Origin of the sequence: Sphingopyxis panaciterrae (genome assembly GCF_011762125.1) — a bacterium.
GTDB classification, from domain to species: domain Bacteria; phylum Pseudomonadota; class Alphaproteobacteria; order Sphingomonadales; family Sphingomonadaceae; genus Sphingopyxis; species Sphingopyxis panaciterrae.
Window position 1 is genome coordinate 193,757 of the sequence record NZ_JAASQN010000003.1, and the last position, 19,035, is coordinate 212,791.

General features: G+C 64.4%; 24 protein-coding genes. 23 read left to right on the forward strand and 1 reads right to left on the reverse strand.

The window, feature by feature from the left end:
- The first annotated feature begins 30 nt into the window (after nt 1-30).
- The 13 genes from FHR22_RS12865 (at nt 31) to FHR22_RS12925 (ending at nt 9,240) form a co-directional block, all read left to right on the forward strand.
- Nucleotides 31-507, forward strand: coding sequence for a hypothetical protein (locus FHR22_RS12865; RefSeq protein WP_166943278.1), 477 nt, complete (start codon nt 31-33; stop codon nt 505-507).
- A gap of 6 nt (nt 508-513) precedes the next feature.
- Nucleotides 514-2,253 carry a terminase large subunit gene (locus tag FHR22_RS12870; RefSeq protein WP_166943281.1) on the forward strand — a complete coding sequence of 580 codons (1,740 nt, stop codon included), beginning with the start codon at nt 514-516 and terminating at the stop codon, nt 2,251-2,253.
- A gap of 172 nt (nt 2,254-2,425) precedes the next feature.
- Nucleotides 2,426-3,532 carry a phage portal protein gene (locus FHR22_RS12875; protein WP_208417685.1) on the forward strand — a complete coding sequence of 369 codons (1,107 nt, stop codon included), beginning with the start codon at nt 2,426-2,428 and terminating at the stop codon, nt 3,530-3,532.
- Nucleotides 3,519-4,370, forward strand: coding sequence for a head maturation protease, ClpP-related (locus FHR22_RS12880; RefSeq protein ID WP_166943284.1), 852 nt, complete (start codon nt 3,519-3,521; stop codon nt 4,368-4,370). The genes FHR22_RS12875 and FHR22_RS12880 overlap by 14 nt, the downstream gene beginning before the upstream one ends.
- 64 nt (nt 4,371-4,434) lie before the next feature.
- A complete protein-coding gene (locus tag FHR22_RS12885; RefSeq protein ID WP_208417686.1) occupies nt 4,435-5,670 on the forward strand; it encodes a phage major capsid protein in 1,236 nt (411 codons plus the stop codon).
- A 62-nt stretch (nt 5,671-5,732) separates the two neighbouring features.
- Nucleotides 5,733-6,173 (forward strand): hypothetical protein, encoded by a 441-nt coding sequence (locus tag FHR22_RS12890; protein WP_166943927.1) that lies wholly within the window; start codon nt 5,733-5,735, stop codon nt 6,171-6,173.
- Nucleotides 6,174-6,249: 76 nt separating this feature from the next.
- A complete protein-coding gene (locus FHR22_RS12895) occupies nt 6,250-6,831 on the forward strand; it encodes a head-tail connector protein (RefSeq protein WP_166943290.1) in 582 nt (193 codons plus the stop codon).
- On the forward strand, nt 6,831-7,187 hold the full coding sequence (locus tag FHR22_RS12900; RefSeq protein ID WP_166943293.1) for a phage head completion protein: 357 nt from the start codon (nt 6,831-6,833) through the stop codon (nt 7,185-7,187). Before FHR22_RS12895 ends, FHR22_RS12900 begins: the two co-directional genes overlap by 1 nt.
- Before the next feature lie 13 nt (nt 7,188-7,200).
- On the forward strand, nt 7,201-7,707 hold the full coding sequence (locus tag FHR22_RS12905; protein WP_166943296.1) for a hypothetical protein: 507 nt from the start codon (nt 7,201-7,203) through the stop codon (nt 7,705-7,707).
- Between the two features lies 1 nt (nt 7,708).
- Nucleotides 7,709-8,107: a hypothetical protein gene (locus FHR22_RS12910; protein ID WP_166943299.1), complete on the forward strand. Its 399-nt coding sequence runs from the start codon at nt 7,709-7,711 to the stop codon at nt 8,105-8,107.
- A 16-nt stretch (nt 8,108-8,123) separates the two neighbouring features.
- The gene (locus tag FHR22_RS12915) at nt 8,124-8,576 is read left to right on the forward strand and encodes a hypothetical protein (protein ID WP_166943302.1); all 453 of its coding nucleotides are present in this window, start codon (nt 8,124-8,126) and stop codon (nt 8,574-8,576) included.
- A 5-nt stretch (nt 8,577-8,581) separates the two neighbouring features.
- Entirely contained in the window at nt 8,582-8,986 is a 405-nt protein-coding gene (locus tag FHR22_RS12920; protein ID WP_166943305.1) for a hypothetical protein, read from the forward strand.
- A gap of 38 nt (nt 8,987-9,024) precedes the next feature.
- The gene (locus tag FHR22_RS12925; protein ID WP_166943309.1) at nt 9,025-9,240 is read left to right on the forward strand and encodes a hypothetical protein; all 216 of its coding nucleotides are present in this window, start codon (nt 9,025-9,027) and stop codon (nt 9,238-9,240) included.
- On the opposite strand, the gene FHR22_RS12930 is transcribed toward FHR22_RS12925, so the two are convergent.
- On the reverse strand, nt 9,237-9,560 hold the full coding sequence (locus tag FHR22_RS12930) for a hypothetical protein (RefSeq protein ID WP_166943312.1): 324 nt from the start codon (nt 9,558-9,560) through the stop codon (nt 9,237-9,239). The two genes, FHR22_RS12925 and FHR22_RS12930, sit on opposite strands and share 4 nt — an antisense overlap.
- Before the next feature lie 108 nt (nt 9,561-9,668).
- Here FHR22_RS12930 and FHR22_RS12935 point away from each other — a divergent pair, with 108 nt between their 5' ends.
- The 10 genes from FHR22_RS12935 to FHR22_RS12980 are packed head-to-tail and all read left to right on the forward strand — an operon-like array spanning nt 9,669 to nt 19,031.
- Complete coding sequence (locus tag FHR22_RS12935; RefSeq protein ID WP_166943315.1) at nt 9,669-11,768, forward strand: phage tail tape measure protein; 2,100 nt, start codon at nt 9,669-9,671, stop codon at nt 11,766-11,768.
- A 10-nt stretch (nt 11,769-11,778) separates the two neighbouring features.
- Nucleotides 11,779-12,366 (forward strand): hypothetical protein, encoded by a 588-nt coding sequence (locus FHR22_RS12940; protein ID WP_166943318.1) that lies wholly within the window; start codon nt 11,779-11,781, stop codon nt 12,364-12,366.
- Nucleotides 12,366-12,974: a hypothetical protein gene (locus FHR22_RS12945; protein ID WP_166943321.1), complete on the forward strand. Its 609-nt coding sequence runs from the start codon at nt 12,366-12,368 to the stop codon at nt 12,972-12,974. Before FHR22_RS12940 ends, FHR22_RS12945 begins: the two co-directional genes overlap by 1 nt.
- Entirely contained in the window at nt 12,971-13,435 is a 465-nt protein-coding gene (locus tag FHR22_RS12950; protein WP_166943324.1) for a DUF6950 family protein, read from the forward strand. The genes FHR22_RS12945 and FHR22_RS12950 overlap by 4 nt, the downstream gene beginning before the upstream one ends.
- Nucleotides 13,432-15,339 carry a phage tail protein gene (locus tag FHR22_RS12955; RefSeq protein ID WP_166943327.1) on the forward strand — a complete coding sequence of 636 codons (1,908 nt, stop codon included), beginning with the start codon at nt 13,432-13,434 and terminating at the stop codon, nt 15,337-15,339. The genes FHR22_RS12950 and FHR22_RS12955 overlap by 4 nt, the downstream gene beginning before the upstream one ends.
- Nucleotides 15,340-15,353: 14 nt before the next feature.
- Entirely contained in the window at nt 15,354-15,743 is a 390-nt protein-coding gene (locus FHR22_RS12960; protein ID WP_166943330.1) for a hypothetical protein, read from the forward strand.
- Nucleotides 15,740-17,632: a hypothetical protein gene (locus tag FHR22_RS12965; protein WP_166943333.1), complete on the forward strand. Its 1,893-nt coding sequence runs from the start codon at nt 15,740-15,742 to the stop codon at nt 17,630-17,632. The genes FHR22_RS12960 and FHR22_RS12965 overlap by 4 nt, the downstream gene beginning before the upstream one ends.
- Nucleotides 17,633-17,684: 52 nt before the next feature.
- Complete coding sequence (locus FHR22_RS12970) at nt 17,685-18,227, forward strand: glycoside hydrolase family 108 protein (RefSeq protein WP_166943336.1); 543 nt, start codon at nt 17,685-17,687, stop codon at nt 18,225-18,227.
- 34 nt (nt 18,228-18,261) lie between these two features.
- Entirely contained in the window at nt 18,262-18,642 is a 381-nt protein-coding gene (locus FHR22_RS12975) for a phage holin family protein (protein ID WP_166943339.1), read from the forward strand.
- Nucleotides 18,639-19,031, forward strand: a complete 393-nt coding sequence (locus FHR22_RS12980) for a hypothetical protein (protein ID WP_166943342.1) — start codon at nt 18,639-18,641, stop codon at nt 19,029-19,031. Before FHR22_RS12975 ends, FHR22_RS12980 begins: the two co-directional genes overlap by 4 nt.
- Nucleotides 19,032-19,035: the final 4 nt, after the last annotated feature.

The following is a 19,035-nucleotide window of genomic DNA, read 5'->3' on the forward strand; positions in this document are numbered from 1 at the left end:
TTTTCGGATTGGTGATTTTTGGAGGGCGAATTGAGCGAGGACGGGGTCGATCTGTTCGGGAACCCTGTCTTGTTCGCGAAGCCGCGCGGGCGCGGGCGTCCGCAGCACGTTCCAACTATCGAAAATCACAACAGAATTTTGCTGTTGGCCGCGACTGGTCGCAGTGAAGAAGAATGCGCGGCGGCGATTGGCGTCAGTCCGCCGACGTTGCGGAAGCATTATTTTTCGGCCGTGCAGTCGTTCGACCGCGCCAAGCTGGTGCTGCAGGGTGAGCGCCTGTCGCTGCTTGCGGCCGAAGGCGCGAAGGGCAACGTCGCGGCGATCAAGGAGCTGGGCAAGGAGATCGAGCGGGGCGAGTTGCGCGCGCTGGGCGAGCGGGTCAAGGATCGCGGCAAGAGCGAACAGCTCACGAAAGCCAAGGGGTTGAAGGAGCAGCGGAAAGAGGCCGCGCAGGGCGTCAAGGGGCTGTTCGAGCCCCGCAAGCCGCCGTCGTCGCTGGCGCACTGATGTCATATGGCGGTGCCGCGATGGACGACGGCGTGCCCGGACTGGGCCGACCGGATCGTCGCGCGCGATTCGCTGGTGCCGGTCGGGGCGCTGTTCCCCGAGGTCGCGGCGCACGCGCTGGGCGTATTCAAGAGTCTGCAGGTCACCGACCTGCCGCAGAAAGGAGACGGTACTTACCCGACGCTGGGTGAGATTTGCGACGAGTTCGTTTTCGACCTGGTCGCGGCGCTGTTCGGAGCCGAAGATGGCGAAACCGGCGAACGGTTGATCAAGGAAGTCTTGCTGTTGATCAGCAAGAAGAACGGCAAATCGCTGATCGCGGCGGGCATCATGGTCACCGCGCTGATCATCAACTGGCGCCACCATAACGAACTGCTGATCCTCGCGCCGACGATCGAGGTCGCGGGGAACAGTTTCAATCCGGCGGCGGGCATGGTCCGCGCGGATCCGGAACTGGACGCGCTGATGCACGTCGTCGAGAATACACGGACGATCAAGCATCGCGTCACCGGCGCCGAGCTGAAAATCGTGGCGGCGGACAGCGGCGTCGTCGGCGGCAAGAAGGCCGGTTTCGTGCTGGTTGAGGAATTGTGGCTGTTCGGCAAGAACAGCAAGGCGGCGGCAATGCTGGCCGAGGCCACGGGCGGCCTTGCCACCAAGCCCGAAGGTTTCGTCGTGTTCATCACGACGCACAGCGACGAGCCGCCGGCAGGCGTGTTCAAGGAAAAGCTGGCCTATGCCCGCGACGTTCGCGACGGCAATATCGACGATCCGGCGTTTCTGCCGATCTTGTACGAGTGGCCGGAGGATATGCTGGAGGACGAGTCCTATTTGGACCCGGACTTCTTCTATGTGACCAACCCCAGCCTGGGGCGGTCGGTGACGATGGCGTTCCTTAAGCGCGAGCTGGGGAAAGCGCAATCGGGTGACGGCGACGAGACGATACAGGTCTTCCTTGCGAAGCATCTGAACGTCGAGATCGGCTTGCGGCTGCGGCGCGACCGCTGGTCGGCGGCGACGGTGTGGGAGGATGCGGCAGACGACGGCCTTGACCTCGACGCGCTACTGGCCCGGTGCGAGGTCGCGATCGTCGGGATTGACGGTGGCGGCAGTGATGACCTGTTCGGCCTGGCAGTTGTCGGTCGCGAGCGCGACACGGGAATTTGGCTGGCGTGGGCGCATGCATGGGTTCAGCGCATCGCGTTGACGCGCCGTCAGTCCATTGTGTCGCTACTGCACGGGTTCGAGGCCGATGGGGATTTGACGATCTGCGATAGCGGGATCGTCTTGCTCGACCAGATGGCGACGGTCGCGGCCAAGGTTCGGGCGACTGGCCTGATGCCAAAGGAAGGTGGGATTGCAATCGACCCGTGGAGCATGGGGCCGATTGTCGATGCGCTGGTCGAGGCCGGGTTCGACCCCGGCGACGAATCGGCAAAGCGCGCCGGGCATATGTTCGGGATCAAGCAGGGGGTCGCGCTGTCGAGCGCGATCCACACGGTTGAGTTCAAGCTGAACAACGACTTGCTGCGCCATGACGGGTCGGAAATGATGAACTGGTGCGTATCGAACGCGCTGGTCCAGCTGCGCGGGTCGAACCGATTCGTCAGCAAGGAATTGTCGGGGGCGGGCAAGATCGACCCGCTGATCGCCGTGCTGAACGCGGTGAAGGTCATGGAAACGGGCCCGGTGGCGGGCGGGTTGGATATTTCGCCGTACCGGAAGCGCGGGCTTTTGGTGGTTTGAAGGGATCGACGTGGGCTGGTTTCGGGATTTCGTATCGGCGGTGATGGCCTCCGATGCGCCGCAACCGGTGCGCCCGCGCGCGTCGTCGGACGGCGGCGTGATCATTTCGACCGCCGCCGATCTGGACGCCTGGGTGCGATCGCAGGATGGCGGCGGGTCGGTCAACGATGCGATGAAGGTCGCCGCGATTTTCGCGTGCGTCCGGATTATTTGCGGATCGGTCAGCACCTTGCCGTTTCAGGTCAAGCGACGGATCGACGAGAGGACCCGCGCGGATGCGGGCGACCACGGACTGAACGCGGTGATCAACCGCCGCCCCAATCGGTGGCAGAAGCCGGCGCAGTTCAAATCCATGATGCAGGCGCATGTCCTGCTCCGCGGCAATGCCTATGCGGCGATTACGCGCGGCGTCGGCGGTCGGGTCATCGCGCTGACGCCGCTTCACCCTGACCGGGTGCAGGTCAAACAACGCGAAGATTTGACGGTCGAGTATATCTGGACCCGCAAGAATGGCGGGCAGGTCACCTTCGCGCAGAGCGAGGTCATGCACCTGTTCGGGCTTACCCTCGACGGCGTCAAAGGCGTCTCGACGATCACATACGCGCGCGAGACGATCGAAGAAGCGCGCGCCATGGCTGGTCACGGCCGCGCGATGTTCAAAAACGGGGCCAGTGTCTCGGGGGCACTGCAGATGCCCAAAGGTTCGTCGCTTACCGAAGAGCAAGTCGAGCGGTTGCGCGCCAACATGGACGAATACCGTCAGGGCGGCGCACGCGAGGGCCGGGTCATCATTCTGGAGGATGGCCTAGAGTTCAAGCAGATGGCCCTGTCGTCCGAGGATGCGCAGTGGATCGACGGGCGAAAGTTCAGCCGCAGCGACATCGCGATGTTTTTCGGGATGCCGCCGCACATGATCGGTGACACCGAAAAGTCGACGAGCTGGGGCACAGGCATTGTCGAGCAAACGCAAGGTTATCGGGCGTTCACGCTCGAGCCGCATCTGGTGATGTGGGAAGAAGGGGTCAACGGCGATTGCCTCGATCCCGACCGCCGCCGCGACGATGTCGGCATTTACGTCCGGTTTAATCGCAATGCCATCGTGCGGAGTGACATCAACAAACGATGGGAAGCCTATCAGAAGGGCCTGCAGTGGGGTGTCTACAGCCCGAACAAGGTGCTGGAAATGGAAGACGAAAACCCGCGTCCCGATGGCGATATCTATTATCCGCCGCCGAACATGACGGCGGACAGCGAAGGGAAGAAAGATGTCTCTGCGTAAGCCGCCGCAGGCGAAGGCGCCCGCGCGCCCCAAGGGGTTTCAGTGGGACCCGCCGAGCGATGCGCTGTCGAAGTGGGCCGAGCGCCCCGTTGCGGTCGCGGGCGACGACGACACGGTGATCAACATCCTCGAACTGATCGGCGAGGATTGGTGGACCGGCGGCGGTTTCACGGCGCAGGATATGGCGGCGGCGCTGAAGCGCGCAAACGGGCGCGCGGTGACGGTCAACATCAATTCGCCGGGCGGCGATATGTTCGAAGGGATCGCGATCTATAACCAGCTCGCGCAATATTCGGGCGAGGTCACGGTGAACGTGCTTGCGCTGGCGGCGTCGGCGGCGTCGTTCATCGCGATGGCGGGCGACACGGTGCGGATGGCGCTGGGGTCGTTCCTGATGATACATAATTGCTGGGGGCTGGTGATCGGCAACCAAAAGGATCTGCGCGACGCGGCCGAGCTGTTCGCGACCTTCGACGGAGCGCTCGCCGAAATCTATGAGGGGCGCGCGAAAATCGACATCGCCGCGATCGCGGCGATGATGGACGCCGAAACATTCCTGTCGCCAACGAAGGCGATCGAGGCGGGCTTCGCCGACGAAACGATGGCCGACGAACCTAAGACGCAGGCGCGTGCGGATGCGAAGCCCGACAGCGCCCTGATCGCACGCCGCCAGATAGAGGCGGCGCTGGCAAAGAATGGAATTTCGCGCAGCGACCGGCGCCATCTGGTCGAGGCGCTGGGGACCCCGCGCGATGCAAGTCCCCGAACCGGCGCCCTGCGGGATGCAAGCGTCAGCGACGGGCTGAAAAGCCTGATTTCGACGATGTCGGGCAAGTGAGCCCGCAAACGGAGTAGCGACAATGAAGAATTTCAATCCCACCCGCGCTCGCGGGATCGCCCGCGTGCGGGCACAAGACGACGTCGCCGCGCTGATCGCGCAGGTGAAGACGTCGTTCGAAGCGTTCAAGGCCGAACAGACGGCGGCGATCTCCGATCTGAAAAAGGGTCAGGAGGATGTTGTGCGCGCCGAGAAGATCGGCCGCATCGAGACGTCGATCACTGACCTGACGACGGCGGTTGAAGATGCCAAGGCCGCGGTCGATGCGATGAAGATCGGCGGCGGTGCGGGCGATGCGCCGACCGCCGCGGTGCGCGAATATGCGAAGGCGTTCGACGCCTATGCCCGCCGCGGCAAGCGCGAGGACGAGTTGCCCGAACTGGCAGTGAGGGCGGCGTTGACGACCGACAGCGATCCCGACGGCGGCTATTTCGTGCCCGAGAATGTCGACAGCACCGTCACGCGCGTGCTGGGCGTCAATTCGGCAGTGCGATCGGTCGCGCGGGTCGTTTCGGTCGGCAGTGACAGCTTCAAGATGCTGGTCGGCCAGGGCGGCGCGGACGCGGGCTGGGTCGCCGAAAAGGACGCGCGTCCCGAAACCGGCACGCCGCGCATGGCGCAGCTCGATCTGGTGTTCGGCGAGCTTTATGCCAATCCGGCGGCGAGCCAGCGAACGCTCGATGATGCGATGTTCAAAGTCGAAAGCTGGCTGGCGGGCGAGATCGCGATTGCGTTCGCCGAGGCCGAGGGTGCGGCCTACATCAATGGTGACGGCAACAAGAAGCCGCGCGGACTGCTCTCCTATGATATGGTCGCGAATGCGAGCTACGCCTGGGGCAAGATCGGCTATATCGCGTCGGGCAAGGCAGACGGCTTCCTCGCCCCGACGACCTCGGCATCCCCCGCCGATGCGCTGGTCGATCTGTTCTATGCGCTGAAGGCCGGTTACCGGAACGGTGCATCGTTCCTGATGGGCGACGCGACGGTCGGCACGATCCGGAAGTTCAAGGACGGCGACGGCACCTGGCTGTGGCAACCGCCGACGGCCGAAGGGCCGGCGACGATCCTGGGCAAGCCGGTGATCACCGACGACAATATGCCGGGGGTTGCCGCCGGCGAATTCCCCATCCTGTTCGGGGATTTCGCGCGTGGCTATACCATCGCCGACGTCGTCGGGACGCGCGTGCTGCGCGATCCCTTCACCAACAAGCCCTTCGTCCATTTCTATACGACGAAGCGTGTTGGCGGCGGCGTGTCGAACTATGAGGCCGTCAAGGCGCTCAAGATCGCCACGAGCTGATCGGGCCGGGCGGGGCCGCTGGTCCCGCCCTTTGCTTATCCGTTTTTCGAAAGGATCGAATGATGAAAGACCTTCACAGCAATGTGGCGGCGCTGACGATGATCGGCGCCGCCGCCCTGTCCGCCGACAACACGCCGCTGGCGATCCATCTTCAGGGTTTCAACGCCGCCGAAATCCTGCTTGCCATCGGCACAGGCGGGATCACGTTCAGCGGCACGAACAAGATCGAGTTCAAGCTGACGCACAGCGATGACGGTTCGACCTATGAAGCCGTGACGATCGACGATGTGCTTGGCGTCGACGCGGTCGGGACTGGTGGAATCATCAAGGCTCTGATCGCTGCACACGCCGATCCGGCGACCTATCGTTTCGGCTATGTCGGCGGTCGCGCCTATCTCAAGTTGCTCGCCGACTTCAGCGGCACGCACGGGTCGGGCACACCGATCGCGGCGATCGCCCTGCTCGGCCATCCGCAACTCGCCCCGGTCGCGAACGCGGCCTGAGGCGGCGGGCGCGCGGCGGTTTCAACCCTTGCCCCCGCGCGCCCGTTTTCCTGTCTGATCGAAGCGAGGCCCGGCGATGATCTTCACGCTCGACCTTTCCGCGATGCCGGAAGACTATGGCGACGCGGTGGTGTCGCTCGAGGCGGCGAAGGCGCATTTGCGGGTGCTGGAGGATGACGAGGACGATCTGATCGCGGCGCTGCGCGATGCGGCGGTGCAGATGGTCGAGAATTATACGGGGCTGGTGTTGCAGCCGCGCGAGGGCGCGGCGGCGATGGTGTGGCGGGCCGAGGGTCTGCCGATCGGCGGCGGGCCGGTGTCGATGGGGTGCCGCCCGGTCCGTGAGGTGCTGTCGGTGACCTATCTGGATTTCGCCGGCGCCGAGCAGACGGTCGATGTCGATACGCTGCGGATCGTCGATCAGGGCAGCATTGCGGCGCCGCCGGGCGCGAACTGGCCTGCCGGGGTCGCGGGCGGTGTCGTGGTGACCTTTGCCGCCGGGCTGGACGATGTGCCGCCGGCGCTGGTCACGGCGGTGAAGATGTTCCTGGCGACGCTGTACGCCCAGCGCGAGACGATCGTGCTGCGCGGGGCGGGGGGCCAAGTCACGGCGGGTTTCAAGATGCTCTGCCACCCCTACCGGCGGTTGCGCGTCTGATGCTGGGCGCGGGCGATTATGACCGCAAGGTGTCGTTCCATGCATCTGCGGGCGCGGAGGATGGCATGGGGACGGTCGGCAACGGCTTTGCCGAGGCGGTGCATTGCCAGGCGTGGGCGAATGTCCGCTTCGGATCGTCGGCCGACCGGCGGGCGAGCGCCGAGGCGCGAGTGGCGGATGGCGTGGTGCCGTCGCAATCGGCGACGTTCCGGGTGCGGTCGACGGCGAAGCTGCGCGCGGTGACGCAGGGCTTTGCCGTCGCCTATGCCGGGTCGCTGTGGGGCATCGCCTCGATCGCCGAGATTGGGGGGGGCGCCGACGAGATCGAATTTACCGCGACGCGGGTCGGGGCGTGAGATGAAGTTCAAGATGGAAATGCAGGGCGGCGCCGATCTGTTGCGCGGGCTGAAAGCGATGGCGCGCGATGACGAGTTGGACATCGTGAAGATGGTCGCGCTGGAGGATGCAGGCGCGCCGATCCGAGACGCCGTGAAGCTGGAGGCGCCGTTCGACGAGGGTCGCCTGTTCACGGCGGTCGAGATGGAAAGCGATTTCAGTGCGCCGAAGAAGGTGAAAACGCGGACGGGTCTGGCGATCTGGGTCCGGCATACGAATGATTATCGTCCGCTGAAACGAGTGCCTGAGGGTAAGGCCAAGCGGAGCCGGTACGGTTACGTCAAGCGTGACTATCAGAAAGGGTCGGTGCCCGCCGTGTATGGTGCTTTCCTGAACTTCCTCGCCCGCTTTGGTGGTGCGGTCGGATGGATGGATCGCGGCTGGGACGCGGAGGGCGGCCAGCCCGCCATCGATCGCGCGAAACGCTCGCTGGCAAGCTCGCTCGTCATACTCGTCAAGCGGCGGTTTTCGGGCCGCTGAGATGGTGTGGACGTCGGACCTGCTGACGCGGGCGCGGGCGGCGCTGCCCGGAGCGGCGAACCGCATCGCCTGGTACGAGCGGCAGCGCGGGTGGGGTGATAAGCTGTCGGTTCTGTTGAACCTTGACGACGACGGGCGGCTTTACTCGCACGACGGGCCTAGTGGGCTGGACGACAAGGATATCACGGTCGACGTGTTCGGCGCGACAGGCGAACCGGTGGAGGTCGCGGTCGAGACGCTGCGGACGATGTTCGAGACGCGCGACGTGACGGTCGGCGGGACGATTTTCGGAATGGGTTTCGTGCGCACCGGACGCACGCTGGGGCCCGAGGATATGCCGGACGGGGCGCGGGTGTTCCGTCGCCGGATGCTGGTGCGATTTTCTGTAGAAGCTGCCTGATGAAAGGATTTGAGCCATGACGGCTAGCGCAAAGAAGACGTTTGGGGGCGAGCTGTGGGCCGCCGAAGTGGGCGACCCGTTGGTGAAGGTCGCGGAATCGCTGTCGATTGCCTTGCCGGTGATGACGCGCGCCGCGACGAACGTCACGACGCATGATGGCGGGCAGGCGCAGGAATTTTCGCCCGAGGGCACCTATGATCCCGGCGAACTGAACCTGACTGGCCATTATATCGCCGGGTCGACCGACGATGATCTTTTCATGCTGTCGGTGACGACCGGCGCGCTGCTGGAGTTCAAAGGCGTCGCCAAGGCCGCATCGGGGACCGAAGACCTGGAGGGTGTGGCCTTTGTCACCAGCTATGGTCCGAACGCGTTCGAAGTGAACGGGGTGCAGATGTTCAGCGTGACGCTGAAGGTCACCGGCGAAGTCGACCAGTCGCCGACCCCGACGCCCACGCCCACCCCGTAATCGCGATGGTGGAAACTGTCAGCGGCGAGGTCGCGGTGCCGTTCGGCGGCGCGACCTATCGCCTGATCTTTGATTTCGGCGCGATCGAACATTTCGAGATCGCGACCGACGTGTCGTTTGCCGAATTCCTGATCCAGATGACGCTGGCGCAGGCGGGCGCGGCGGCGTTGCCGAAGCTGTCGATGCTGGCGCGGTTCGTCCATGCGGGCCTGCAGCGCCATCATGACGACGTGCCGCTGGAGCAGGCGTTCGTCATGTGGAACGACGCGAAGGTGCAGGCTGCGCTGGGACAGGCATCGAACAAGGCGCTGCCGAAGGGGGAGCGGGGGCCCGCGGCGAAAAGCCGGTCGACGCGGGCGAAGCCAGGCGCGCCATCGCGGCGGCGTGGATCGAGGCCGGCGAAAGCCTGAGCGATTTCTGGCGCGCGACGCCGCGCCAGGTCGAATTGGTGATCGTGGCGGCGGCCGAGCGGCGCGACCATCTGGCGTGGCAAATCGCGCGCGGGGTGCGGGGGACGAATATCCGTACCTATGAAGAATTTTCCGGACGGTCGACCGAGGCCACCGGAAGCGTGTTGCCGAAGGAGCAAAGCGCCGATGAGGTGGCGCGGCGGTTCCGGCTGTGGCGGCAGGCGTTGAAGGCGAAGTTTCGGAAGAAGGATTAGAGGCAGGCCTTGACCTTATCCGAACCCGATCCGACGGGGAGGCTGGACCTCAGTTCCAGGCGGCTGCCGGTGTCAGTGCCGATGATGTCCCAGCGTATAACCGGTGCGCCGAACCCGTTCTTGCGTACGACCACATAGTGATTTTCGTCAGCGCGAATGGCGGGGTTGTCGCCTTGGAGGCTCAGGGCAATGCAGCCCGCCACGACGTCGGGCTTTTTCGGGCTGACCAAGGTCATGTCGATTTCGTCCTTGCCGAGGCCGGCGGGACTTGCGGCGCAACCGGTCAGGGCGAGAGCGGCGATTGCAACAGTTAAACGCATAGTTTCCCCCTCCGAATAGGCGGGCAACAATAGGCCGGATACATGTCCGGCGCGAGCTTTTTCAACATTCCGGCATCCAATTGGCCGGTTCAACGATGGGAGTAGACCGTGGCCGATAATGTCGTCGCGCGGCTGCGCATCCTGTTGGGGATGGACAGCGCGGAGGTGAATGCCAGCGCGCGGCAGACCGACAAGGAAGTGACGAAGATGTCGAAAGGCATCGCGTCGGCAGCCAAGATCGCGACGACGGCGCTGGGCGCGTTAGGGGCGGCGTTCACCGTCGATGCGGTGGTCCGGGTCACCAAGGAAGCGATCAAATATACGACGGCGATCAAGGACCAGGCGCGCGAAGCGGGCGTGACGACGAAGTCGCTGCAGGAATATCGCTATGCGGCGCTGATGGCCGGGGTGTCGAACGATCAGCTTGCCGACGGACTGAAGGAGCTGACGCTGAAAATCGGTGAGGCGGCAGACGGGAGCAAGTCGGCCGCGGCGATGTTCGGCGATTATGGCGTCAGCATCCGCGATGCCAATGGCCAGGTGCGCAACGCGGCCGATATCCTGCCCGAGCTGGCCGATGCCTATATGAGCCTGCAATCGCCCGCCGAACGGGCAACCTTCGCGGCGAAGCTGTTCGGCGAGGAAGCCGGGCCGAAGATGCAGGCGCTGCTGGAGCAGGGCAAGGCGGGGATGAACAATTATCGCGCGGCGGCCGAAGAGCTGGGCATGGTCATCAGCGACGTCAACATCAAGAAGGCCGAGGATGCCGAAAAGAAGATGGCGGCGCTCAGCCGGGTGTTGTCGGTCAATATCGCCACGTTCGTTGCCGAAAATGCCGATGCGATCGCCAATCTGACCGACAAGCTGCTGGAGCTGGCCGGAGCGGCGGTGCGGGCCATGAATGCGTGGAACAAGTGGCAGGGCGGTCCCGGCAGTCCGTCGGCGCAGGCCGAAAATCTGCGCATCATTCGTCAGAACCGGGGCGACGTGCAGACGGGGTCGTCGATGATCGGCGACACCTATGCGGTTGGCGATCGAGGCACGACACGGCGCACGGGCTACATCGATGCGTTCGGTAATCCCTACAAAAAGGATCGGCGCATCCGGTTGCCCAAGGGCGGGCGTGGCGGCGGCGGTGGTGCCAATGCCATCGGATCCTCGCTGTTCGGTGGCACAGACTTTGCGCAGTTCATGCCGGGGACAGCGGGGCCGGACTGGATCAAGGCGGCGGCGAACGATTATGTCGATATCGCCGCGTCGGCCGCCGAAATGGCACGGGAGAATGACAAGGCGCGGGCGACGCTGGCCGAAATGGCGAACGAGCATTCGCCGCGCCTGCTGAGCAACGTCAAGGCGCTGGTGCCCGAGATGGCCCGGCTGGACGCCGACCTGCAGCGAATATTGGATCGTCTGTATCCCGAAGAGGCACGGGCGCGCGAATATCGGGACGAGGTGGCGTTGCTCAACGAAGGGCTGAAGGCCGGGCGGATCAGTGCCGAGGATCATCGCCGCGCGATCGCCGACCTGCGCAACGAATATACGGGTCTGACCGAAGCGTTGCGCGAAACGCAGATTGCCGTCGTCGATGGCGGCAAGTCGCTGGACGATATTTCAGACGATATTTCCGACCGGCTGCCGAAGGCGCTGCGCAGTGTCGACGACGCCGCCGACGAGCTGCGCGTGCGGTTTGTCGGCAGCTTTGCGCAGATGACCGACGGGGCGCTGCGCGAGGTCAACCGGTTCGTGAACGGCATCAAATCGGGCAATTTCCTGGACATCATCGGCGGGCTGCTGGGTGCGATCGACGGGATCGCGGGTATCGTGACGGGCGGCAAGGGAACGAAGATTTTCGGCATGTCGTTCGGGGGTGGCGGACGCGTGCCAGGTGCGGCGACGGGGATCGATGGGACGCTGGGCGGATATTCGGGGATCGACCGCAATTTGTTGTCGATGAACGGCGAACCGATGTTGCGGGTGTCGCGCGGCGAAAAGCTGACGATCACGCCGGCGAACGACCGTGACGGCATGGGCGGCGGCGGCCAGGATGGCACCCTGACGGTGCGGTTGGAGAAGGACGGGTCGATGTCGGCGTATCTGGCGGGCATCGCCGGTCAGGTGGTCGACGCACGCACCCCGGCGATCGCCAAGGGGGCGGCGTCGGCGGCGGTGGCGAAGGTCGGCCGCATGCAGCAGAAAATGATTAGCTGAGCCAGACGAGATGATCGACCTTCCCGACACGCCGGGTCCGGCGGATTCCGAATGGCATCCGCTCGACTTTGGCTCGACGCGCGTCCCGCCGCTGGGCGGGGCGGTGCAGCGGATCAATCGCAACGGCAATCGTTATGCCATCCAGGTGCAGCTGCCGTCGCTATCATTGTCGGATGCCCTAAGGTGGCGGGCGCGGCTGACCAGTGCAGTTCGCGAGGGTGCGCGCTGGAAAATCCGGCAAGTGGGGCTACCGATTGCGTCATTCGGGGATGTGCGCGTCGCAGGCGCCGAGCAGACGGGAATGTTCCTGACCGTCGATGGCGGCACCGCAGGGGCGCCGTGGGCGCTTGGTCAATTCGTGAATCTGATCGTCGGCGGGCAGCGGTATTTGCATCAAATGGCCGAGCCTGGTGCGTTCGCCGCTGACGGAACCGCGACGTTGCCGTTGGTCGAGCCGCTGCGCGTGGTGCCCGGCGATAATGATGTCATCGACTGGGCGCCACGGATCGAAGGATTTGTGCCCCAAGAATCCGCGGTGATGCGGATTGGCAGCGATCGGCGCGGCTATGGCGGATTTTACATCGAGGAAATGGGCTGATGGCGCTGGGCGATCGCTTCATCGCGCTGGTCGGGCTGGCGCAGTTCGACTTTCCGGGGCGAACGGTGCGGCTGGCCGACGGCGGTGTCGCGAAAATGGACGGGGAGTTGTTTCACGCCAAAGATGAGGTGTTCGGCGCCTTGGCTGAGGCCGACCCGATCGACGAAGCGATGGGCGATGCACTGCCAGATGGCGGCATCACCCTGTTCATACCCCAGGAAACGGCGCTGTCGGTTGTCATGAACCCGGCACTGCAAGGTTGCCGCGTCCGGTTCTGGCACGGCGAACTGGACATGGCGACGGGGGTAGCGACGGGGGAGATGCTGCGCGACACGCTGGTCGACCAGGTGATGTGGGATCCGATCGAGCGAAAGCTGTCGCTGACGCTGATGGGGCGGACCGAGCGGCTGGCGGTGATCAACCGCGGCAATTACGCCTGCGCGGCGTTTCACAAGTCGGTGTATCCGGGCGAGCGCGGGTTCGACAATTGTACCGACGCGCAGTTTCAGAAGGCGTGGGGCACGGCGGGGGCGCCGCGCGGCGTGACGTCGGGGTCGGGTGGCGGCGGGGCGCGCAACGCAGCGGACCTGATGCGGGGGCTGCGATGAAGCGCCGCGCACGGGACCGCCAGACGGGGCGGTATGTGAAATCGCTGGCGGCGCGGGTCGAGCGGACCGAACGGACGCTGCGCGATTGGCGCGAGCGGCCGTTTCAGTGGTGCTGCGTCCATCTGGCGCGCGCGCATGCGCGTAACATGGGGCATCGCAAGTTGCCCGTCGTGCCCGATGTGGCGAGCGCGGCCGATGCGGTGCGGGCTCTGAAAGCGATGGGGTATCGGTCGATCGCCGAGATGATGGACGCGCATTTCGAGCGGCTGCAGGCGCCCGCCTTTGCACTGGTCGGCGATCTGTTGCTGTTGCCCGGCGAGGATGGCCGCGCGGACGTGCTGGGGGCAATCGGCATTGCCGACGGCGCGGGTAATATCTGGGCCTGGCACGATGCAGGTACGGGCAAGCTAGACGTGATCAAGCAGGCGCAGGCGGCGGCGGTAGCGGGGTGGCGGCTGTGAGCAAGGTTTTTCGCGCCGTCGGCGTAGTCGCGGGCGTGGTGTCTTCGGTCGCGGCCTTTGTCCCGGGCGGGCAGTTGGTGGCGGCTATTGCGGGCGCTGTGTCGGTTGCAGCCAGTATCGGTGCGCAGTTGACCGTGAAAAAGCCGCGCGTGACGGGGGCGATCAATAACCGGATGATCGGTGGCAGCAACCCGATGCCCTATCTGATGGGGCTGGCCTTTTCCGCCGGGGCGCAGGTGGTCGATGAGGGGTATGGCGGGCGGGTCGACAAGGTCGATAATCCGTACAGCTTTACCGGCGTCGTCCATAGCTGTTGCGGGCCGTGCGACGGGATCGACAGTTATCTGGTCGATTGGAACACCGTGTCGATCAGTGGCGGCGCGGCGAGCGGATATTATGCCGGGTTCCTGTTCGTCGGTAGCCAGTTGGGGCAGCGGCCCGAGCCGGGGGTATTGACGCCGCAATGGGGTGGATGCCCGAACTGGGGCAGCGCATACAAGCTGTCGTCGATGTTCGCGACCGGATGGTCGATGAAGTTCGACAAGAAGGGCAAGGTTTACGCGGGCGGACAGCCGCCGTTCGGGATCGTCGGGCGTGGGGTGCGGGTTTACGATCCGCGACTGGACAGCACGTTCCCAGGCGGGTCGGGCCCGCAGCGCGTCACCGACGAATCGACCTGGGCCTATTCGCGCAACCCGGCGCTGCACGCCGGCACCTATGCCTATGGCCGCTGGGTCAATGGCAAGCTGGTGTTCGGGATCGACCAGGGCGACGCGGTCGATTTCGGGGCGGTCGCGGCGTGGGCGAATGTGTGCGACGCGAACGGGTGGACGGTCAACGGGACGATTTACGAACCGGTCGAAAGCCGGTGGAACAATCTGAAGAAAATATGCCAGGCTGGCGGCGGCGAGCCCATCCCAGGGCCGGTAATTGGGTTTTCGTGGCGGGCGCCGCGCGTTGCGCTGGACACGATCCGCGCCGCCGATCTGGCGCCGGGGCCGTTGGGCACGACGGCGATGCAGGGGTGGGCGACACGGATCAACACGATGCGGCCGAAGTTCCGCAGCCCGGCGCATCAGTGGTCGGACACGCCCGCCGATGCGGTGAAGGTCGCGGCGTTCGTCACCGCCGACGGAGAGGAAAAGAGCGAAGAGAATGTGCTGGAGCTGGTCACCGACGTCGACCAGGGGGCCGAGCTGACGCTGTACGAGATATACGAGCGGCGCGAAGCGGGGCCTTTCACGGTGACGGTCGGGCCGCGGCTGCAGGCCTATGGCGTCGGCGACAGCCTGACGATCGCCGAGGATTGCGAGTTGTGGCCGGTGGAGATCGTCGGGACGGTCAAGAGCCGGTCTATCGACCCGGCGACGGGATATTCGACGCTGGAACTGATCGGGGAGACGCCGTCGAAGCATGCGGCGGTGCTGGGCGCAACGGGCGGCGTTTCCGACGCGCCGACCCCGCCGGCGCCGGGGACGTCCGACGGGGTGCTGGGGAACAACAGCGATCCGTTTGGCTATGTTTCGAACTTGATCGGGACCAGCTACGCCGTCGGGCTGACGGTGACGGCGACCGACAGCAGCATCACGATCAGCGACCATGACCGGTCTTATAGCGACCGCGAGGCGCTGACCCCGGTCGACGGCGTCGTGATATCGTCCGGCATCGATCCCGCAACGAATTATTACGGATATTATGACGACGGCGACCGGCTGGGCGGCGCGGTGTCGTGGCAGGTGACCGAGGATTATTTCGAGGCGCAGAACAGCGTCACGCACCCCGACCGGCATTTCGGATTCTACATCACGACCGATGTCGTTGGCGGCAGCGGCTCTTCGGGCGGCGGTTCGCTGCCGCCGGCGGGCGGTGGGTACAATCCGTATCGCCCGGTCGACGATTCATAACGAAGGAGGGCCGAGTGGCGGCGCAAAATAACTATCCGGCGCGGGTGCGAGCGGGCGGGGCGGCTTATATCCCGCTGACCGCCTTCAACAACCGTGATTATCCGTTGCTGATCGTCTTTCGCGGCGTCGACCTGACCACCGCGACTTTTCGCGGGCAGGTGCGGTCACGGCCCGACGCCGACGGCGCCCCGCAGGCAGAATTCAGCTTCACGTCGGAACTGGTCGACGGATCGACGGTGGTTACGGGGTCGATCGCCAAGGCCGACATCGTGGCGTTGCCAGTGGCGGCCGAGCCAGGCGCGGCGTCGCTGTCTTACTACGACATCAGCATCGAGATGGTCGGCGGCATCGAGGAAACCAAATTCGCGGGAGAATTTTACCGGGCAGGGAGTATCACGAAATGAGCACGCCGATCACGTTGGGCGGTACACCGATTGTCGTCGAATTCGGCGACAGCACGCTTTTGGCGCAGAAGGCGGCGGAGAATGCCGCAGCCGAGGTCGGCCTGGCGCAGGCAGAGAGGGTGCTGGCCGAAGCCGCGCGGGACAAGGCACGCGATTGGTCGCAGGGCACCACTCCCGACGGACCTGGTACGAAGAGCGCGAAAGAATGGTCCGAGGCCGCTTCCTCGATCGTCTCGGGCGTCGATGTTAAAGCGACCGACTCGCTCAAAGACACCTACAGTTCTGACCGTAATGCAGCCGCTCAACGCCAGATGTATTGGCCGGTAAAAGCGGTGTTCGAACAGGGCTATTTCAACGGCAGCGGCGTTGAGACGGCGAACACGACCTATCTGCGCACGGTCGATCGGATCCCGGTCAAGGCTGGCGATGTGTTCACGACATCGACCACGGGTCTTTGGGTGATGGCGGCGTATATTTTTGACGCTGCAGGCACTTTCATAGCCGCGACGACGGTGCAGGCCACCAAGGGCGGTGTGACGCTGATCCCGAACGACGGTTTTGCGCGGCTGATCATTCGGAAAAATCCAGCCGTCAACGTGACCCCTGCCGATGTGCTGAACCATGATCCTGGCATACGCATGGTGCCGAACCTGAAGCTTGCCCGCCCGCTCAATCCCGGATTGGGGCCGGAAAGCGTCCCCCGCGGCGCCCTCGCTTCGGCAACGAAAACGGTCACCAATTTGCCCATTCTGCTTGGCGGCTTTCTGGGTGATAACAGCCCTGCTGCCAACGCAACACGGGCATCGACGACCTTCCTGCATCTCGGCAAGGGCAGCGTCATCACCACGACGGACGGCTTCGAGTTTGCGCGATATATCTACAATTCCGCGCGCGAAAACATCGGCGGCGATTCGACGTGGAACACCAGCATCACGGTCGCCAACGACATGCTGGTTCGCCTGCACCTCCATAAGAGCGACAACAGCTCGCTTGTCGGCATCGACACGGCGCCATGGCTGACGATTGATTGGGTTCAGCCCGCCCTTGTGACCAAGGCCGGCGATATCGCGGACGGCGTTATCACTATCGATCATCTGTCATTCGACATTCCCGGAGCGCAGCCAGCGCCGGACTCCTTTCATCTGGTTTGGCTCTTGGGCGAAAGTCATGTTGCCGGGCGCGCGCCGACCATGCCTGATCCCGTCATAGCGGGAAGCGGGTATAAATATATCCGCTCTAGCACTTCGCTTGGCCAGCTTGCGGACCCCACCGGCAATGATTCGACAGCCTTGCTCGGCCGCGGCTCCTATGGCCCCGCAATCGGCAAATCCATGCTGTCGGCATCAGGCGGATCGACCGGCGCCATCATCGTCAACAGTGCGATGGGCGGATCCAAAATTAGCGAATGGGCCTCGGGACAGCCCAACTGGACTCAAGCCCTCGCCGACATCGCGGGGGCTATAGCTGCAATCAAGGCCGCTAAAATCGCGATATCGGGGTGCTCGATCGTGATCGGCCTCGGCAGCAATGATGCCGGGGTGCCTACACCCAAAGCGGACTTCAAGGCCGGCGAGCTAGACCTGATCGGGCGAGCGCGCACTGCGCTGAATGCGGGTGAAGTGCCTGCCGGGATCGTGCTGACCGCGCCGTTCGCGAATGGCACCTCTTATGCCGCCGCTGTCGCCTACATTCAGGAGGCTGAAGTCGAACTTGCCAATGAGGAGTCAGGCGTCTTCCTTCTGACCGACGTGACGCGCTACGCCATTTCGCGAGGCTGGTACATCGACACCGTCCATATGAACCAGACGGCCAATGACAACATCGGTCGGGCGGGTGGCCCCGCACTTTTCGTGCACGGCGCTGGCCGAGCACCGGCGGGCTTGGCGTGATGCCGGACAGCCACGGCAACACCGAACAATCCCCAGCAAAAGGAAATTCGATATGAGCATCGAAACGATGATCGACGCCACGATCGGCAAGGAAGGCGGCTACAGCAATCACCCCGCCGACAAGGGCGGCCCGACCCGCTGGGGAATGACCGAACGGGTGGCGCGCGCGAACGGCTATCAGGGCGATATGCGGACGCTGCCGCGCGAAACGGCGGTGGCGATTTATCGCCTGGTCTATGCGATCCGCCCGGGCTTTGCCGCGGTGGCCGAGATCGACAGTGCAGTCGGCGAGGAATTGTTCGACACGGGCGTCAACATGGGGCCGTCGGTGCCAGCGCTGTGGTTCCAGCAGGCGCTGAATGCGCTGAACGATGGCGGCAAGCTGTACGCCGACATCAAGGAAGATGGCGACATCGGCCCGGCGACGCTGGGGGCGTTCAGGGCGTATCTACGCGCGCGTGGCAGCGAGGCCAGCAAAGTCATGCTGCGGGCACTGAATGCGATGCAGGGGGCGCGCTATATCGAACTGTCGCGGATGCGGGTCGCGAACGAAGCCTTTACCTATGGGTGGCTGCGCACGCGCGTCGCGGTGTGAACCACGAAAACCAACGATAATCAGGGGCGCGCCCATGGAAAATTTCTCCCTATCCGACTGGATCACGGCGGCGGGCTACACGTTGCTGGCGTCGGTCGCGGGGCTGCTGGGGCATGTGATGCGCGAGCATGACAAGGGCAATCCGCTGTCGTGGTGGCGTGCCGCGGCCGAGACATTCTCTTCGGGGCTCGTCGGCTTCCTCGTCATGCTGCTTTGCCGCGCGATGGATATCGACCCTTTGTGGTCGGGGTTCATCGTCGGCATCTTCGGTTGGCTGGGTGCGAATGCGTCGATCCGGCTGCTCGAGCGGCTGGTCTATGAAAAACTGGGGCTGAAGCTGCGCGCCAACACCGACAAGCGGGTTAAGGCGGCGCGGAGCGGGGGAGACAGGGCAACCGAAGGAGAGCAGCCATGACCTGGCTCAGCAAATTCATCACGCCCGGCATCCGATCGCATCTGCTGGGCGCGATCGGCGTCGTCGCGGTGTGCGGGATCGTCATGAGCACGATCGCGGGTTTCTATATCCGGCAGCAGAATCAGACGATCCGCGCCAAGGATGCGGTGATCGCGCACAAGGAAGCGCAGGTCGACGGGCTGGCGAAGTCCGTCGCGTCGATGGCGGCGCTGCGCGAGCTGGAGCATCGGAATGCCCGGCTGTTGCAGGAGAAGTTGACGCTGATCGAGACGCAATCAGTCGAAATGTCGGATCAACTCAGAAAGCTGGAGGCGTCGAATGCCGAGGTCAAAGAATATATGTCTCGCCCTATTCCTGCCGATCTGCGCCGCCTGCTCGAACAAAAGTGAACTG

Coding starts and splice junctions, on each gene's coding strand:
- FHR22_RS12875 (WP_208417685.1), top strand. CDS start 2,426: ATGAAGGTCGCCGCGATTTTCGCGTGCGTCCGGATTATTTGCGGATCG.
- FHR22_RS12915 (WP_166943302.1), top strand. CDS start 8,124: ATGACGGCTAGCGCAAAGAAGACGTTTGGGGGCGAGCTGTGGGCCGCC.
- FHR22_RS12890 (WP_166943927.1), top strand. CDS start 5,733: ATGAAAGACCTTCACAGCAATGTGGCGGCGCTGACGATGATCGGCGCC.
- FHR22_RS12910 (WP_166943299.1), top strand. CDS start 7,709: ATGGTGTGGACGTCGGACCTGCTGACGCGGGCGCGGGCGGCGCTGCCC.
- FHR22_RS12880 (WP_166943284.1), top strand. CDS start 3,519: ATGTCTCTGCGTAAGCCGCCGCAGGCGAAGGCGCCCGCGCGCCCCAAG.
- FHR22_RS12895 (WP_166943290.1), top strand. CDS start 6,250: ATGATCTTCACGCTCGACCTTTCCGCGATGCCGGAAGACTATGGCGAC.
- FHR22_RS12950 (WP_166943324.1), top strand. CDS start 12,971: ATGAAGCGCCGCGCACGGGACCGCCAGACGGGGCGGTATGTGAAATCG.
- FHR22_RS12940 (WP_166943318.1), top strand. CDS start 11,779: ATGATCGACCTTCCCGACACGCCGGGTCCGGCGGATTCCGAATGGCAT.
- FHR22_RS12905 (WP_166943296.1), top strand. CDS start 7,201: ATGGAAATGCAGGGCGGCGCCGATCTGTTGCGCGGGCTGAAAGCGATG.
- FHR22_RS12870 (WP_166943281.1), top strand. CDS start 514: ATGGCGGTGCCGCGATGGACGACGGCGTGCCCGGACTGGGCCGACCGG.
- FHR22_RS12920 (WP_166943305.1), top strand. CDS start 8,582: ATGGTGGAAACTGTCAGCGGCGAGGTCGCGGTGCCGTTCGGCGGCGCG.
- FHR22_RS12970 (WP_166943336.1), top strand. CDS start 17,685: ATGAGCATCGAAACGATGATCGACGCCACGATCGGCAAGGAAGGCGGC.
- FHR22_RS12930 (WP_166943312.1), bottom strand. CDS start 9,560: ATGCGTTTAACTGTTGCAATCGCCGCTCTCGCCCTGACCGGTTGCGCC.
- FHR22_RS12965 (WP_166943333.1), top strand. CDS start 15,740: ATGAGCACGCCGATCACGTTGGGCGGTACACCGATTGTCGTCGAATTC.
- FHR22_RS12975 (WP_166943339.1), top strand. CDS start 18,262: ATGGAAAATTTCTCCCTATCCGACTGGATCACGGCGGCGGGCTACACG.
- FHR22_RS12980 (WP_166943342.1), top strand. CDS start 18,639: ATGACCTGGCTCAGCAAATTCATCACGCCCGGCATCCGATCGCATCTG.
- FHR22_RS12945 (WP_166943321.1), top strand. CDS start 12,366: ATGGCGCTGGGCGATCGCTTCATCGCGCTGGTCGGGCTGGCGCAGTTC.
- FHR22_RS12900 (WP_166943293.1), top strand. CDS start 6,831: ATGCTGGGCGCGGGCGATTATGACCGCAAGGTGTCGTTCCATGCATCT.